Source organism: bacterium (genome assembly GCA_023145965.1).
In the GTDB taxonomy this organism is placed as follows: Bacteria; UBP14; UBA6098; order UBA6098; family UBA6098; genus UBA6098.
Genome location: JAGLDC010000043.1, coordinates 1 through 15,565 on the forward strand (window position 1 = coordinate 1; position 15,565 = coordinate 15,565).

The 15,565-nt window shown below is 42.7% G+C and carries 18 protein-coding genes; 3 read left to right on the forward strand and 15 right to left on the reverse strand.

What is annotated here, in order from left to right; all coding sequences use genetic code 11:
• The 3 genes from KAH81_05090 to KAH81_05100 all read right to left on the reverse strand — a co-directional run.
• On the reverse strand, positions 1-445 hold a 445-nt coding region (locus tag KAH81_05090), incomplete at its 3' end, for a glycosyltransferase family 39 protein (protein MCK5833030.1).
• The gene (locus tag KAH81_05095) at positions 442-807 is read right to left on the reverse strand and encodes a response regulator (GenBank protein ID MCK5833031.1); all 366 of its coding nucleotides are present in this window, start codon (positions 805-807) and stop codon (positions 442-444) included. The genes KAH81_05090 and KAH81_05095, both read right to left, overlap by 4 nt.
• A 15-nt stretch (positions 808-822) precedes the next feature.
• A complete protein-coding gene (locus tag KAH81_05100) occupies positions 823-2,973 on the reverse strand; it encodes a PAS domain-containing protein (GenBank protein MCK5833032.1) in 2,151 nt (716 codons plus the stop codon).
• A gap of 142 nt (positions 2,974-3,115) precedes the next feature.
• Here KAH81_05100 and KAH81_05105 point away from each other — a divergent pair, with 142 nt between their 5' ends.
• Positions 3,116-3,349, forward strand: a complete 234-nt coding sequence (locus KAH81_05105; protein MCK5833033.1) for a hypothetical protein — start codon at positions 3,116-3,118, stop codon at positions 3,347-3,349.
• A gap of 106 nt (positions 3,350-3,455) precedes the next feature.
• Here the strand turns inward: KAH81_05105 and KAH81_05110 are convergent, their stop codons facing one another.
• From KAH81_05110 to KAH81_05120, 3 genes are all read right to left on the reverse strand, one after another.
• Positions 3,456-4,559: a T9SS type A sorting domain-containing protein gene (locus tag KAH81_05110; GenBank protein ID MCK5833034.1), complete on the reverse strand. Its 1,104-nt coding sequence runs from the start codon at positions 4,557-4,559 to the stop codon at positions 3,456-3,458.
• Positions 4,560-4,629: 70 nt separating this feature from the next.
• Positions 4,630-5,823 carry a bifunctional phosphopantothenoylcysteine decarboxylase/phosphopantothenate--cysteine ligase CoaBC gene (coaBC, locus tag KAH81_05115; protein ID MCK5833035.1) on the reverse strand — a complete coding sequence of 398 codons (1,194 nt, stop codon included), beginning with the start codon at positions 5,821-5,823 and terminating at the stop codon, positions 4,630-4,632.
• Entirely contained in the window at positions 5,807-6,307 is a 501-nt protein-coding gene (locus KAH81_05120; GenBank protein MCK5833036.1) for a metal-dependent transcriptional regulator, read from the reverse strand. Before KAH81_05120 ends, coaBC begins: the two co-directional genes overlap by 17 nt.
• Before the next feature lie 220 nt (positions 6,308-6,527).
• Between KAH81_05120 and KAH81_05125 the strand changes: the two genes are divergently transcribed.
• Both KAH81_05125 and KAH81_05130 read left to right on the forward strand, forming a co-directional pair.
• Positions 6,528-7,079 carry an HDIG domain-containing protein gene (locus KAH81_05125; GenBank protein ID MCK5833037.1) on the forward strand — a complete coding sequence of 184 codons (552 nt, stop codon included), beginning with the start codon at positions 6,528-6,530 and terminating at the stop codon, positions 7,077-7,079.
• Positions 7,069-8,352, forward strand: coding sequence for an MFS transporter (locus KAH81_05130; GenBank protein MCK5833038.1), 1,284 nt, complete (start codon positions 7,069-7,071; stop codon positions 8,350-8,352). Before KAH81_05125 ends, KAH81_05130 begins: the two co-directional genes overlap by 11 nt.
• A gap of 2 nt (positions 8,353-8,354) precedes the next feature.
• Here KAH81_05130 and KAH81_05135 read toward each other — a convergent pair whose 3' ends face one another.
• The 9 genes from KAH81_05135 to KAH81_05175 all read right to left on the reverse strand — a co-directional run.
• A complete protein-coding gene (locus KAH81_05135) occupies positions 8,355-9,071 on the reverse strand; it encodes a leucine-rich repeat protein (protein ID MCK5833039.1) in 717 nt (238 codons plus the stop codon).
• Between the two features lie 116 nt (positions 9,072-9,187).
• The gene (locus KAH81_05140) at positions 9,188-11,203 is read right to left on the reverse strand and encodes a hypothetical protein (GenBank protein MCK5833040.1); all 2,016 of its coding nucleotides are present in this window, start codon (positions 11,201-11,203) and stop codon (positions 9,188-9,190) included.
• Positions 11,204-11,355: 152 nt separating this feature from the next.
• Positions 11,356-11,895 (reverse strand): hypothetical protein, encoded by a 540-nt coding sequence (locus KAH81_05145; protein MCK5833041.1) that lies wholly within the window; start codon positions 11,893-11,895, stop codon positions 11,356-11,358.
• Positions 11,896-11,904: 9 nt separating this feature from the next.
• Complete coding sequence (gene ftsY, locus KAH81_05150) at positions 11,905-12,813, reverse strand: signal recognition particle-docking protein FtsY (protein ID MCK5833042.1); 909 nt, start codon at positions 12,811-12,813, stop codon at positions 11,905-11,907.
• 307 nt (positions 12,814-13,120) lie between these two features.
• The gene (locus KAH81_05155; GenBank protein MCK5833043.1) at positions 13,121-13,480 is read right to left on the reverse strand and encodes a hypothetical protein; all 360 of its coding nucleotides are present in this window, start codon (positions 13,478-13,480) and stop codon (positions 13,121-13,123) included.
• Positions 13,481-13,921 carry a hypothetical protein gene (locus KAH81_05160; protein ID MCK5833044.1) on the reverse strand — a complete coding sequence of 147 codons (441 nt, stop codon included), beginning with the start codon at positions 13,919-13,921 and terminating at the stop codon, positions 13,481-13,483.
• Positions 13,922-13,938: 17 nt separating this feature from the next.
• A complete protein-coding gene (locus KAH81_05165; GenBank protein ID MCK5833045.1) occupies positions 13,939-14,673 on the reverse strand; it encodes an NTP transferase domain-containing protein in 735 nt (244 codons plus the stop codon).
• On the reverse strand, positions 14,673-15,023 hold the full coding sequence (locus KAH81_05170; protein MCK5833046.1) for an aspartate 1-decarboxylase: 351 nt from the start codon (positions 15,021-15,023) through the stop codon (positions 14,673-14,675). The genes KAH81_05165 and KAH81_05170 overlap by 1 nt, the downstream gene beginning before the upstream one ends.
• The coding region (locus tag KAH81_05175) for a hypothetical protein (GenBank protein MCK5833047.1) at positions 15,023-15,565 on the reverse strand (543 nt) is incomplete at its 5' end. The genes KAH81_05170 and KAH81_05175, both read right to left, overlap by 1 nt.

Consider the following 15,565-nt stretch of genomic DNA (forward strand, 5'->3'; position numbering starts at 1 on the left):
TTTTATTTTCGGTTATTGTTCTCCATCCGAGATAGATCGCAAGTGTCCAGAAGAATAGCAAGGGAGGATCGGGTGTGAGTATGCCGCTCCCAATACTGAAAAGCGGTGTGACTCCGGCAAGTATAACAGCCCAGAAAGCACCTCTTTCTCCATAAATCCTTCGGGTAAGATTGTATATAAGGATCAAAATACCGAGACTATAAAGCCAAGGCCCTAATCTTATCCCGAAGGCATTATCCCCAAAAATCGAGGTAGTAAGTATAGCGGTAAAAGCGTGCATTGGAGGATGATCAAAATACCCTATTGACGGATGTTTGGCATATTGCCAATAATAGGCATCCTGAGGCATAAGATTCATCGCCGGTAAAACAGCTAATCGTAAAGCCGATATCACGATGATAAAGAATAGCGTTTTTTTTCGCCAATTAGTTTCGGTTTCGCTCAATCCTTACCTCTTTTTTTGAGGGTTTCGGCGACTTTATTCTTTAAATTGCTAAGGTCAGAGGATTTAATGATATAATCTTCGGCTAACCAAGTGAGAAAATTATCCCTGTATGCCGGATAGGCGGAATTTATTATCACAGGAAGGTTGCGGTTTTTGACCATCATCTTTTCTAAAGCTGATATCCCGTCTTCTCCCGGCATTCTAATGTCTAGTATGACGAGGTCGAAATTTTCAATGGAAATAATGTCGAGCGCTTCCTGTGCGGAGCCTACCGAGTGTACTTCATAGCCCTCATCTTCGAGTTCGGCTTCATAGAGTGCGCGAATATTGGCTTCGTCATCGACAATTAGTATTTTTGCCATATGGTCCTCCTTTTTCTATCCCAGTTTTGCTGGGAGTTTTATATGGAATGTAGTCCCTTTATTTTGAGTTGTTGAAAACCATATCATCCCTTGATGGGCCTCAATTATCTGATAGCTGATAGATAGTCCCAGTCCGGTGCCCAATGATTTAGTTGTGAAGAAAGGTTCGAAGATTTTCTTTTTGTTGTCCCCCTGAATACCGGTTCCTGTATCAGAGACATCGATCCAGATGAATCCCCCCATAGATATGGCTTTGACGCTAAGTTTTCCACCTTCTGCCATAGCCGAGATAGAATTTTTAAACAAGTTGAGAAGAACTTGCCTAATTTGGTCCGGGTCGAGACTAACTTCGCCAATATTGCGGTCGAGGTCTAACTCGACCGTAATATTGGCTTGGAGGAATTGGTCTTCGATCATTTCGATAGTTCGCTTGATAATGCTGTTTAATGGGTAGTTTTTAAGATTTGGCTTAATGCTCCTCGAATAGGAGAGGACGTCGTCCACGATGTCCTCGAGCCTATTTGTTTCTTCGAGTATAATGCTAGCACCTTTAAGAATACTCGACCCAGTAGGGGCGTGTTTAGCTATATTTCGTGCGAAACCGCCAATCGACACCAGGGGATTGCGAATTTCGTGTGCCATCTGTGCGGCGAGTTTACCTATGGCTGATAGCTTTTCGGTTCTTAAAAGCAATTCCTGGTTTTCGCGTAGTTTTTTATATGTGGATTGAAGCTTTTCATATTGGTCTGCTATTTTGCTAGTAAGAATGCCTCGTTCGATTGCAAGGCTTGCATGGCCAGCAAGCATTCTCACCGATTTAAGATTTATGTCGGTGATTTCGGCTTTAGTAATGATGTTATCGACCACGAGAACACCAACCGGTCTTCCCATAGCAAAAAGCGGCACGGTAGCAAAGCTATCGCTTTTAATGGATTTGGCGAATTCGCGGGTAACTTCGTTGTTGAAGGCATCGGTGTAGGTTTGAGGTGTAGCGCTGTCCAGTGCTTGAATAAGCAGCTTCTCGCGGTCGTCGATATTATATTTCAAATTTTGAATTATCGAATTAACCTCGATGTCTCCCTTTGCCATAGCCATTTGGTAGGTGGTCAGGGCTTCGGAGAAAGATTTTACTTTTTTCGAAGCTAGTTCTGACCAGATGCGGCCAGCTTCCTCTGGACTCGATGGCCCCACGGCGTAGCGCCCGACAAGTTTTTTTTCTCTTTTATCGACTAAAAAAAGAAATGCTCTATTGAAACTGCATCCTTCATGTGCTGTGACAGCAGTTAGGAAGATATGCAGATTGTCATCTAAATTATCGACGACTTGGAGTGCTTCTGATAGTTCCATCAGCATAGCAAGTTCATCGATTCGTCTCGTGAGCTGAACATTCGAATTTTCAAGGCGTTCTTTGGTATTAGCGAGGACATTGACAACTCGTTCTCTATCACTAACATCACGAATTATCTTCACTACTTGAATAACTTCGCCAGTCTTATTTTTCAGAGGGCCTGTAAGTATCTCGAAGGTTTTTGCTTTGCCTTTTAAAACTGTTGTCTGATAACAAAGATGCTGAATACCTTTCTCGAAAGAATCTCTAACCGTGCAGCTTTTACAAAAATCCTCTTTATCTTTGAAGATGCTGTAGCAGGCTTTGCCGATAAAGTCCTCTTTGGCTGTGAACATTCGTTTGAAGATATTGTTTGCCCAGACGAACTTATAATCTTTATCGAGTATAACGATGGCTTCATCGAAGATTTCGATGATAGCATCGAGTCTTTGAGTTGCAATCTCGTCCGAAGTAACATCTTCGAATAAAATAAGCACACTAGTAAGATGCTCGTTAGTTTTAACCGGGACGAAGATAACCTCGAAGAATCTGCCATCGGGGAGCTCGAATATCTCTCTTTCCACTGCGATTTTTTCGATACAATGGGAGAATCTTTTACAGAAACCCTCTATTGAGCCCCATGGTTCGAGTTTTTCGCAGAGTTGTTTTTTTTCTACGGAATCACATCCAAAAGCCTTCAGGAAACTATCGTTAGCACGGACGATAGAACCATCGCGGGAAACAAGCAAAAGACCCAACGGCATATTTTCAAAAATAGCCGAGAGCCAGTGTGAATCCGTAGGAAGTTCGTGTGTTTTGTTTCTTAGAGGTATTTCCATTCTTTCTTGTTTAGGTATAAACTTTGCCTTTTCTCACTGTGAATATTTAACAAGTCGATTTACATAGATTGATGATTTCGGAGTGCTGTATTATCTCCAGTGTTAATTAATATTGCAGGAGACATAGGTTTTTGCTCCGCTCGTGGGAAGGTCGATTGAAATGGCTGATGGTTTGGGTATTATTAACCATCGAGAAATTGCTATCGTGATCGACCGGCTCCACGAAAAAACCTTCTTCGTTAAGAAGCTGGTGGGGGTTTTCCAGAATATCCCCGAAAACGAAAAAATTATTATTAAAGAACTCTATTTCGGTGTTTCCATTATTTTGTGTATCGGAATTCATCACTCTCTTCGCATTATAATATTTATCTATTAATAAATAGCGAATTTAAGCGAGCAAATCAAGAATAAACGGTATTTGGAAGTATTTGGTAGTAAAAAGGCCGCGTCTAAGCGCGGCCTTGAAAAAAATTACGCTATCTTTATTCAAGAACAATAAGCCTTTTAGAATAACGAACACCATCAGCCCACATGGTAAAAAGGTATATGCCCGAGCCGACCTCCTGTCCGTAGTCCGTTCTTGCATCCCACGAGACCTTATAATCACCCGGTTCGAGTTTCTCCGGTTCTGAGTGTCGCACAACCCTTCCGTTCAGGTTATAAATGTTCCAGCTAATAAAGTGTGGGTGTTCGATGATTTCGAAAGGGACGCTAACTTGCGCGTTAAATGGATTTGGATATGGGTGACCCAGAGAGAGGGTATTTGGGCGTTTGTTTATTTCTTTAATTCCGAAACTGGGGTAACCTCCGCCGTAATATATTTGCACAATATACCAGCTATATGGCGAGAGGGTGATATTATCCCATCTGAATGATATGGCAAGGTCGGTCAAATCATCGCCGGGAAAGAAGGTGTAAAACCAGTCGGCTATATCGAGGTCTGAGGCATTAGCGAATGCCACCTCATCTGGATATATCATTTCATTTCCAAATGGGACGCCTTGAGCGAGGGCATAGGATGTATCTTGATGAATGGAGTTTTCATAGAGAGTCCAATAGGCTGGAACTGTCCCTCCCGGGAATTTGCATGTTGTGTTTTGGACTCCGGTGGCAAATTCGAGAATGGGGTTAATATTATCTCCGACTGTTGCATCGATAAATATCTTAAATCCCACGGCGTGTGAATCGGCATCATCGTTGTAAGCTAGCAACTCGATATTGCAGAAAGCATCAAGTGAATCTTCTGGCATTAGATAGAATTTTTGCCATAGGCGAATGGGATCTCTTATCCATTGAATTGTCATATAATAATCCTCTGGAATTCTACCCTCGTCGAGTAGAGTAAGAGGAGTGCCAATTCCCGGTTTATTGGAATAGCTGGAGCCCTCGACTCGAATGACGACATATCCACCTTCGACCGAGGAGGGAAACCCCTGAATATATGGGTCGCCGTCCGGAGTCCCCATGCTGAATCTTCCGGTAGAGTCATCCATTGCTACCTCGGTTAGGCCGTTGTCGAAAGAGATGATTTCGGCAAACAGACAACAAGTTGATGCTAGAAAACAAAGTAAAGCGATAATTCGCATAGTCCCTCAATTGTTATTAATCAATCTAAACAAGATAACAGTCCATTTTCTCTCGTCAACTTCTATTTCTTTAAGCTGTCATTTTTCTAATGGTCTCCACTATGAACATAGAAAGTTCTTCTTTATCGAGCCGTTCGATAGTGACTTGTGAGTCTTTGCTAATTAGAAAGCCGGCATTAGTATTAGCAGCAAAAGTTGTTTCTTCGACAAGGGGATTGTTAACGAAGATAAGGTCCAGATTTTTATTTTTCAGTTTAGTTTTGGCATTTTGGATTTCGTTTTCGGTCTCGACGGCAAAGCCCATAATGAATTTATCGCCTTTTTGCCTTCCGAGTTCGGAAAGAATATCTTTTGTTCTTGTGAGTTCGAGTTTCCAGGTTTTTTTGTTCCCTTTTTTGATTTTACCGGGTTCTTTTTCGGGTTTCCAATCGGCTACTGCGGCTGTCATTATGATGATATTCGCTTCATTAGCTTTCTTGAATACAGCCTCAGCCATATCTGAGGCCGACGTAACCTGAATTATTTCAACCCCAGGGATAGAAGGAGTTTCGGTGGCACCGCTAACGAGAACAACATCGGCGCCGTGAAGGGCGAAAGCTCTAGCAAGGGCTGAGCCCATCTTGCCGGTTGAGGGATTCGATAGAAACCGAACATCGTCGATGAACTCGCGCGTAGGGCCGGCTGTAATGAGAATCTTTTTACCTGTTGAAGCGGGTTTATTCACGAAGGCTTTCTCAACAGCGAATAGTATGTCGCCGATGTCGGCCAGTCTGCCTTCACCTGAATCTCCACAAGCAAGGAAACCCTTTCCCGGGCCTGCATATTCGACTCCGATTTCCCTGAGTTTCAATGCATTATTTTGGACTATAGGATTGCCCCACATATGATTATTCATCGCGGGAGCGATAATTGTCTTGCCTTCAAAAACCAGAAAGGTCGATGTTATTACATCGTCCGCGATGCCGGATGCTGTTTTGCCGATGAAATTGGCAGTAGCTGGCGCAATCAGGAAGATATCCGCCCAGGCGGATAGATTAATATGTGCCAGTTTATCGCTGCCCTTCTCGAATAAATCTACCGTGATCGGATTGCCAGTTAAGGTTTCGAGGGTAAGGGGTGAAACGAAGCGCGTTGCGTTTTTCGACATAACAACCTTAATTGCAGCGCCCTCCTTTATGAGAGCGCGGACGATTTCATAGTCCTTATAGGCCGCAATCGATCCTGTAATCCCCAAGAGTATTTTTTTATTATTTAATTTTGCCATTTTTCTTCTTATTCTCGACTAAATTTTTACAGCTTAAGCATATCGAGGGTAATTCATTTGTTTTTAAAAATTCATGGAAATGGTCCAGCCATTCGGGCGTTCCATGGAAACTATCGATGAAATCAACGAATGCCGCCAATCTTAATGTTGTTTCAGGGCCAATAGAGTGTTCGATTTCGCAGGCTTCCTTATCAGCAATATCAGGGGGCACGTTCAATAGATCTCTAAGAAATCTAAATAAGAGTTTGTGTCTTCGAGCTATTTTTTGAGCGATCTCCTCGCCGAAGCTTGTGAGTTTGACATCGCCGTAAGGAACATGCTGAACCAATCCCATTTCTATCATTTTAGAGACTATTTGTGTAACCGATGGTCTCGATACGCCCATAATTCTGGCGATTGCGCTGACAGTAGCCGATTTGCCATCGGTGACAAGTTTTCCTATGACCTCGAGATAATCCTCTAAATTTGATGAAATGTAACTCATTTGCATAAAATATATTAAAAAATCGAGTTTGTCAATTTGAGAATTTTCCTATATTCAATAAAGAGGAGTGTCGGTGCGCCGAACTCAAGGCAAAATTTATCAGTTAAGCTAGATGTTCTAATGAGTTCGGCGCCGGCACATCATCCAGGATTTGCTAAACGATGAACGCTCTTGCGCAGGAAGGTTGCTCGGATTATATTTCAAAAAAAAGGAGTTGATTATGAACAGGGAAAATGCTTTAAGACTTGTAAAACAAAATGTCAAGAAGAAGAACCTTATCAAGCATATGCTTGCAACCGAGGTCGCCATGGCCTCGCTTGCGAAGAAACTGGAGGAAGACGCGGAAAAATGGGCTTTAGCAGGACTTCTTCACGACCTTGATTACGACCAAACCGAGAATGATTTTCCTCATCATGGGTTGATTTCGGCTGAGATTCTTAAGGATAATGATGTGGATTACGATGTTATTCAGGCTGTTCGTGCGCATCCAAATCACGAGGCTTTTCCGCCTGAAACAAAAATGGATTGGGCGCTTCATGCTGTCGATGGTTTAACAGGACTCATAGTAGCTGCGGCATTAATGCATCCCGAAAAGCGCCTGAAATCGCTAGATACCAATTTTGTTATGAGGAGGTTTGGCGAAAAGCGTTTTGCTGCCGGTGCTAACCGCGATCAGATAGCAAAATGCGAAAAAATAGGTATTCCTTTAGAGGAGTTCGTAAGCATCACTTTAGAAGCTATGAAGTCCATAAGCGGCGAACTTGGTTTGTAAGCGCGAAAAAGAGGGTTTAACGACGCGAAGAGGTCAGGTTCTTTCGTGGTGCATGTATGATTTCGCGAATACAATTTATTCGATGAATGTCGTATCGCTTTATTTCCCGCTTCTAATTGTTGCAAATCTTGGCTTTCCCGATATCTATGTCGCTGTGGCAAACAGCGTGTCTATGCTAATAGTAGCTGTAGCCGCTCCATTTTTAGGCCAACTTACAGATAGTATAGGCCATCGCAAGATTTTTCTTTTTGTTGCCACTGTTATTTCATGCTTAGGCACAGCGGCTATTGGCCTAACATTTCCAATATTCAAGAATTTAATTTTTGGATTACTCGCACTCTTTGTAATCACCAATGTAGCCTATCAACTTGGGCTTGTATTCTATAACTCTCTTTTGCCTTCTATTGCGTCTCCGGGCAGATATGGCCGCATAAGTGGCTTGGGAGTTGCGATTGGTTATATCGGGTCAATAGTGGGAATGATATTTGTTCTTCCTTTCAATGAGGGTTCAATTTTTGGACTTGAAATACCCTTTATTGAAGCTGGCGGCAGAATTGCTACTTTTGTGCCTAGTGCTATACTTTTTGCGCTTTTCTCTCTTCCAATTTTTCTTTTCCTAAAAGAAGTTCCTCCGTTGCGTCCCGAAAAAACAGATAAAAACCCATTTCAAAAAATTATAGAGACACTTAAAGACACTCAAAAATACCCCGGTATTCGAAGATTCCTTGTAAGCAAGCTATTTTTTGAAGAAGGGATAGAAACCGCAATATTGTTTATGGGAATCTATTCTGAAAAGGTTATAGGTTTAGACGACAGCATGAAGATTCCGTTTTTTGTTATTGCTACAGTTTTTGCAGCTATAGGCTCTTGGTTTTTTGGGTGCATTGTCGATCGTTATGGCTCTAAAAACACCCTTATTGGTGTTCTTATTGGTTGGTTTATTTCGCTTATTGCATTGGCATTTGTTAAATGCCAGATTCTATTTTTTATTCTTGGCGCTATAGTCGGGATTCTTCTCGGTGGAGTTTGGACTTCGACAAGACCACTTTTAATCGAGCTTTCGCCGAGAGAAAATATCGGTAGGTTTTTCGGTTTGTATTCATTGTCCGGTAAAACCGCCGCAATAATTGGTCCATTGATCTGGGGTAGTGTAGTGTGGTCGCTATCGAAATTCGGTTCCGAAGTTGCATATCGCGGTGCGGTATGCTCCCTTTCTTTGATGATAGCTATCGGGGGAATAATTCTGTGGCCTTTGAAGACAGAAAAAAAGTGAGTTTAAAAGATTATTTGTATATTATCGCTGGTTTTAAAACATTCCTTCAATTTAGCCAAACACTCATCTGTTAAACAATTTCCGTTTATCCTTAATTCTTCAAGATATTTCATTTTCTTTAAAATTTCGGCACAAAACTCCCTAAGAGAATTATTGTAAAGCCATAGGGTTTTAAGATTCTCGCAAAAGGTCAAAGGCTCTAGGTCGATTTGACTGATTCTGTTTTGGTGAAGATACAGTATCCTCAGTTTTGAGCATTCGGAGAGGGGGTGAAGGTCGATTTTCTCGATACGATTTCCGGATAAATTCAATAAAGCAAGGTTACTTAAACCACCAAGGGATGTTAGGTTAACCTCCTTTATTTTGTTACAGGAAAGATCGAAGGAAAAAAGATTAATAGCCTCTTTAAGTGGCGAAAGATCGAGCTTTGTGAATCGGTTATCCGAAAGGTCTAAGGTTTGAATAGAATGAGCGTATGGCGTTATATTTTCTAAAAAACTTTCTCCTTTTAGGCCCATTCCCCTCAGATTTAGTGCAATTAATTGGTTAGCAGCATCGTAAATCACTCTGTTTTCGGGTATGACTAAATTCCCTAGGAGTAAGGGCGCGCTTTGGAGAGAAAAAGCAAGGATTAATGTGAAGTGCAAAACATAAATCGGTATAGAGTGATGTAACACTGCTTTTGTGAAGTGTCGTGAAGCCCGATATGTTTCAGGCATAAATGATTTTAAAAACAATTGTCTCAAGGTAAATCTTAGGATAATATTTATTTAGACAAGTATTTCAATAAAAAAACCCTCTTTCGAGGGTTTTTTTATTTTGTATGTATAGAATTTTATTGTCTTAATTCCATGAGAATACTAGCATCGCCGGCGATCCAGGCATGCTGTGAATCGAGGATGAAGATGTCATTCAAAGCATCCTCGCTGAAGCCGGCTTCCTGGCGATACCATGTTTCACCGCCATCGGCAGTGTGGAGAATGTAGCCGAACTTGCCAACTGCCCACCCAACTTCAGTGTTTATAAAAGCAACGGACTTGAATATAGTTCCAGAATAGCTTGGTAAATCGAGAATTTCCCAAGAACTTCCACTATTAGTCGTTTTGAGGATGGTGCCCATACTTCCGCAGGCGTAGCCGGTGTTGCTGTTAAGCATATCGATGCCTGTAAGGCTTTGCTCGGTGTCGCTTTGGAGAAGTGTCCAGTTTGTTCCGGCATTAGTTGTTTTGAGAATTGTTCCGGCTTGCCCGACTGCAAAAGCTGTCTGATTATCGATTACATTCAAATCGAATAGCTCGGTTTGTGTTCCTGCGTCCTGAGTTGTCCATGTGAGGCCACCATCAATGCTGTGAATAATAAGGCCATAATTGCCTACTGCCCAACCGTTGTTTGCGTCGGTAAAAATGATGCTGTTAAGCCTTTGGCCTTCGAGGTCGGTAAGCGATATCCATTCTTCGCCGCCATCGGTTGTCCTGAGTATGGTCATTGTAGTATCGAGATAGTTGTTAGTGGAGAATCCGACAGCCCAGCCATGGTTAGCATCGAGGAAGAATATATCCTGGAAGGTTTTATCCATATTAGCGTCCTGATGGATCCACATACGACCGCTATCTGTTGTGTGTGCGATCCTTCCGGCTTTTCCTGCAATCCATCCCTCGGTGTTGGAGATGAAGTGAACGGAATATAGAGCTAGGCCCAAGCCATAGCTCTTAAAGAACCAATTAGCTCCTCCGTCGGAGGTATATTTAATAGCACCGGTTCCGCGAGAAGCATCGTTGCCGACAATCCATCCTTCATCCGTGTCTAAAAACCCGATGTCGGATATAGCGCCGGTAACATCGACGTCCATTGAAGTCCAGTTTGTTCCGCCGTTCGTGGTTTTAGCTACCAAACCACCAGTTCCGATTACCCAACCAATTTCGGGTGTAGTAAATTCCACTTCTGTGATATTCTTCCCGCTTCCAAGAATAGCTACATTTGAATATCTTATACTATCGTTGGTTGTCCAGAGCTTCCAAATTCCACCATCGGCTCCAAAAAGCATACCGGAAGTATCGTCGGAGAAGTAGCACTCAGTGAATGCTCCTTCGAGGGGAATGGTCAAAATATTCCAATCGGTTCCGCTATTTTTCGAGTAATAGAGGTAGAATTCATCGTCGATGGTCAATGTATCTCCGACTGTGTAGATTATTGAGGCATTTGGCGCGAATCCACCGGTGAAATTGACGATTTCCTGATTAAGATAAACTGGAGTGTAATCCCAGGTTGTATCGCCTGTGGAATCATTGATGACCATTGTCGATTCGGCTACGAGAATATCGAGTTCGACATCGAACCATGATGCGCCCCCATCGGAGGATTCAAGCAATGTGCCATTCTGTCCAACGATAAAAAGCGGGTTGGTTTCGCCCGTAGCGGGATAGATAATGTCCTTGAGGTCGATCTCATCATCGGCAACACGTGCAGGAGCGGCATCTGTCCATGTAAGGCCGTTATCGGTCGTTGTATAGAGCATGCCGCGCTCGCCTATCATTATGCCGCGAGTATCTGTGAAGAACAAATCTAGGGCCATGCGGTCTTTAGTATTGTCAAGAACCGTATTGCTCCAGCCTCTTCCTGAGTTGGTTGAATGATAAACCGTCTCGTAATCAGCACCCACAAGGACGGTTCCTGAGGACAGTGGCCAAACTGCTCCAGGAATTTCCATAATATATGTATCAATTAAGTCCCAAGAGGTGCCGTCAGTGGTGGTGCCTTCGTCTTCGTCTTTAGAGCATCCAAAACTCAGAAATATCAATGCAAAAAGGACTATAAATAGTCTTACGATTTGCGGATTTAATCTGCGATGCATATTCCGCTCCTTGCCAAGGTGAATTCAATTAAATTCGATAACACATTAACTTGGTGAATATATGGAAGCTAGAGAATTCAGTCAACTACTTTTTAGCGGTGACAATATTATTTGACAAATTCCCGGGGGTTGTTACTCGGTTAAATCAGCAATTAGCGATTGGCTTTGAATTTGGCTAAAGCACTGCTTATTTTTGCTTTAACTTCCTCTTTTGAGTGAGTTTTAATCGGAAGCCTGTTCGACAGTTTAGGTTTTTTGAGGATTATCGATAAACCGGAGGAATTTTCCTCTATCGCTTCGATATTGCTGTAAGGTGTGAAGAATTTTGGTCTGTCGGATTTCACAGGCTCGAAGAGAAGACCATCGGGCAAAACGACTATACTTGTTCTTTCCTTTCCACCGATCACATCATAGACAAAGAAAAGTAGCATACCCGCAACGAGAAAACCGACAGTCCAATAAAGAAGATCAGTGAAGAAAAGCAAAGCGAAAGATAAGCCAATCAGCACCAATCCGATCCATAACAGTAGCCTTAAATGGTATATTGGATGTGGTTTGGCAGGAAATGAAGCGAACTCCATGGATTCTTCGAATTCATTTTTATTGATCCATTTTCGCAAAGCCTCATCTCTTGCCAGGCTGAGGATAATTGTGACCAATCCAGCAAAAAGACCTATACCCAGTAACGCCATTTTTCCTCCTTAATTTCCAAAGAGTCCTTCTAGGAATTCGTCCGGGTCAAATTCAATGAGGTCTTCGATCTTCTCCCCAACCCCCACAAAAACAACCGGAACGCCTATTTCGCGCATTATTGCAAGAGCGATACCGCCTTTGGCGGTGCTGTCTAATTTGGTTAAAATAATCCCTGTAAGGCCAATAGCCTCGTTAAAAAGGCGTGCTTGAGTAACGCCGTTGTTGCCTGTTGTAGCATCGAGGACGAGGAAGACATCGTGTGGTGCTGTCGGAATCTTTTTAGCACACACACGCGATATTTTCTTCAACTCTTCCATGAGATTGATCTTTGTATGCAACCTGCCTGCAGTGTCGATAACGACAGCATCGAAGTCGCCGGCTAGGGCCTTAGAAACTGCATCGAAGGCGATGGATGCAGGATCGGCTCCGAGGTTCGACCGAACGATCTGGACACCTGCGCGTTCAGCCCATATCTCAAGCTGCTCACTGGCTGCAGCCCGGAAAGTATCCGCTGCAGCGAGAAGAGGTTTTGCGCCCATGTTTTTTAATTTCATTGCGAGTTTACCGGCACATGTCGTTTTACCTGTGCCGTTTACTCCCACAAGCAATATTACATGGGGATTTTCTTTAAGCTCGAATCTTTTCTGGCCCTTTTCGTGGACTATTTTACTTATTTCACTTTTGAGTAGCTGTTTAGCGCCACCTTCAGGAATTTTATTCGCCCTCGCTACCTCTTTCATATGTTCGACGATCTCGGAAGATGTTTCGACACCGACATCTGAGGAGATTAAGACCTCCTCGAGGTCTTCGAGTTCATCTATCTCGAGTGTTCTTCCGGCAACAAAAAGGTCCTCGACGCGCGTATTCAGGAGTTTTCGTGTTTTTTTAAGGGCTTCTTTAAATAGGTTACCAGCCATATTATTCCAATAAGTTATAATCTTTTAATTTGTTCAGCTTAAAATATTCCATTTTGCGTGAAATTCAAGCCAATTATTTCAGTAGCAAGGTTCAGAAAAGTGTGACTCTGGATAATCATATTTTGGAAAGGGTAGAAGCCACAGATTTTAAAGAGGAGTTTATCATTGGTTATCTATTATCGAAGGTCTCGAGCATAACCAAGCCAAGGAAGATATAAGCTAAAATCCCTATCCACTTCATTAAGAATAGTGATATGAATGGTTGCTATTCGATAGCATTTCGCTAAATCAAATCAGATTCAAACGGTTATTCCGAGTCCAAAAGCTCGTCCATCTCCTTCATTGGAGAATAGGGATAGGTTTTGCTTTTCGATTCGAGATTAGATATTTCGTTAACCTCTGCAAAGCGGATGAAACTCTCTTTGAGGTGTTGCCAGATTGTATCATCGGGGATGCAACCAATAAGACTTAAGATTTTCTCGATGTCTCGATAAGAGGTTAGGTCTAGGTCGTATATGATATACAGTTTACCAGAGTTTTCGTCCAGTTTAGCTGAAAGTATTCCGGAAACCTTTTTTAGGAGTATCGGGATACCGCAATTATTGCATTTGTAGCGGGAAAAATTATGAATACTGATCACTCGCGATTTGAGGTGATCTTCACTCATTTATTCCCCTTCTTCGTCCGGAGCCCATGTCGATATCAAAATATCGAGAATGGCAGCTTGTTTATATGCTGTGAGTCCGGCATTGAAGAATGCGGTTTTAGAGTCTGGTTCTTCAGCGCTTTCAGAAAGAGCTAGATTATCTTTGGAGTATAATTCAAGTGCGGAAATTGCCCAGCGAGTCATATTCGGGTCCGCGATAATCTCCTCTTCGATGGGATCGAGATCAATATCCTGATCCTTAGCTATAGATTTTATTTCCTTGAAATCCATCTCGATCTCGTTTATATCTTCGATGAGGATCTCACAGGCTTCAAGAAGCGGTAAGGCTGTCTCGTAAATCTCGATTGCCGCACCTTCGCCGGCAGTGAATGGTTCAACCTGTTGAGCCAAAATAACGGTTCCGACTAGTAGCAGAAAAAAAACAATCCCTTTTTTAAACATAGTCCCTCCATGTTTGGTTAATACTTATCGGTGAAAAGTTCCTCGTATTCGGCTATTTGTTCAAATCGGTTTATCCCGGCAGTTTCTATTGGGTTATCGACGGGAACAGCCGATACTATTTCACCTTTTTCTATCAAGATAGAGAAAATATCCGTTAAATAGTATTCGCCTTGGGTATTTTTTGTATTGATTAGCTCGAGCGTGGGCCAAAGCATGCTCGAATCGAAGACATAGATACCACCGTTGACCTCTTTAATAGCTCGAATTGTATCGTCGGCATCTGCGAATTCGACGATAGACATAAAATTATTTTGGCTATCGCGAACTATTCGGCCATATTCCTTAGGGTCTTCGTGTATAGCCGTGAGTACGGTGGCCTTGGCTCCTGTCGATTTATGATGTTGAAGTAGTTTGTTCAGCGTATCGGTTTTGATGAAAGGTGTATCGCCGCAAAGCACCAATATCTCGCCATCGAAACCATCGAAGGGAGGTAGAGCGCTTTTGAGCGCATCGGCTGTTCCACGCTGTTCAAGTTGAACACAGAAAACCAAGCCTTCATTACGAAGATGGGCGATTATCTGCTCCATTTTATTGCCGACTACGACAGTTATCTTTTCCGGGTCGAGGCCTTTTGCGGTGTCGATTACACTGTTTATCATAGGTTTTCCAGCAACCTCGACGAGAACCTTGGCCTTATCTGACTTCATGCGTTTGCCCTCTCCGGCTGCAAGTATAACCACACCGATCATCATTATTCCTTTTGAGTAGGTTTATTGTGGCCATTAAGAAATAGAACCTTAGGCGGTCCAACCTCGTTATCCACGCCGATAGCATACGAGAGAATCATAACTCTATCTCCCGGCATACCGCGCCTGGCTGCCGGGCCATTAAGCAGGATATCGTCGGACCCCGGCGATCCTTCGATTATGTATGTTTCGAGCCTGTCGCCATTGTTCATATTGACGACCTGGACGCGCTCACCGGGTAGCATGTCTGCGGCTTTAATGAGTTCTGGAGGTAAAGTTATACTTCCTTCGTATTCAAGTTCGACACCGGTAAGTTTTGCGTTCGATATCTTAGAACGGCACCAAATTCTGAACATTAATCCCCCTCTTTGAGGTAGCTTCTAAAAAGGTCTGCTCTATTAGTATCTTCAATAAATGCGTCGCTCTTGCCTACAAGCCTTGCAAGATGAATCTTCTGGCCCACAAAATAGAGTTCGGTAGCAGATATAATATCGATTGTATCTCCGATTATAGATTCTGCAGCGCCAAGCCTGAGGGCGTTTGCGAGGGCATAACCCTCTTTGAGGGCTATCATTTTTGCGTGTGTTAGGACACCTATACCTCTTAAAATTTTATTTTCAATTTGGTTTCGTGCTTTAGCCATAATGTCTGCGCGAGCTGTATATTCCATTTCGATTATCTCGTCGAGCATATCTTGTGCCGCTTCGAGGAGTTCTTCCTCATCGACACCCAGGCTATGCGCAGTATGGACAATAAATACATGTCCCTCCGAACTCCATGACTCGTCGGGCATGGGTTTTAAAACAGTCCCAGATTTAAGAAGTTTATCTCTTAACTTGAGAAAACCATCAGAAAATATAACACCCGGAATGTGAACATAAAACTGCAAAACGAGACG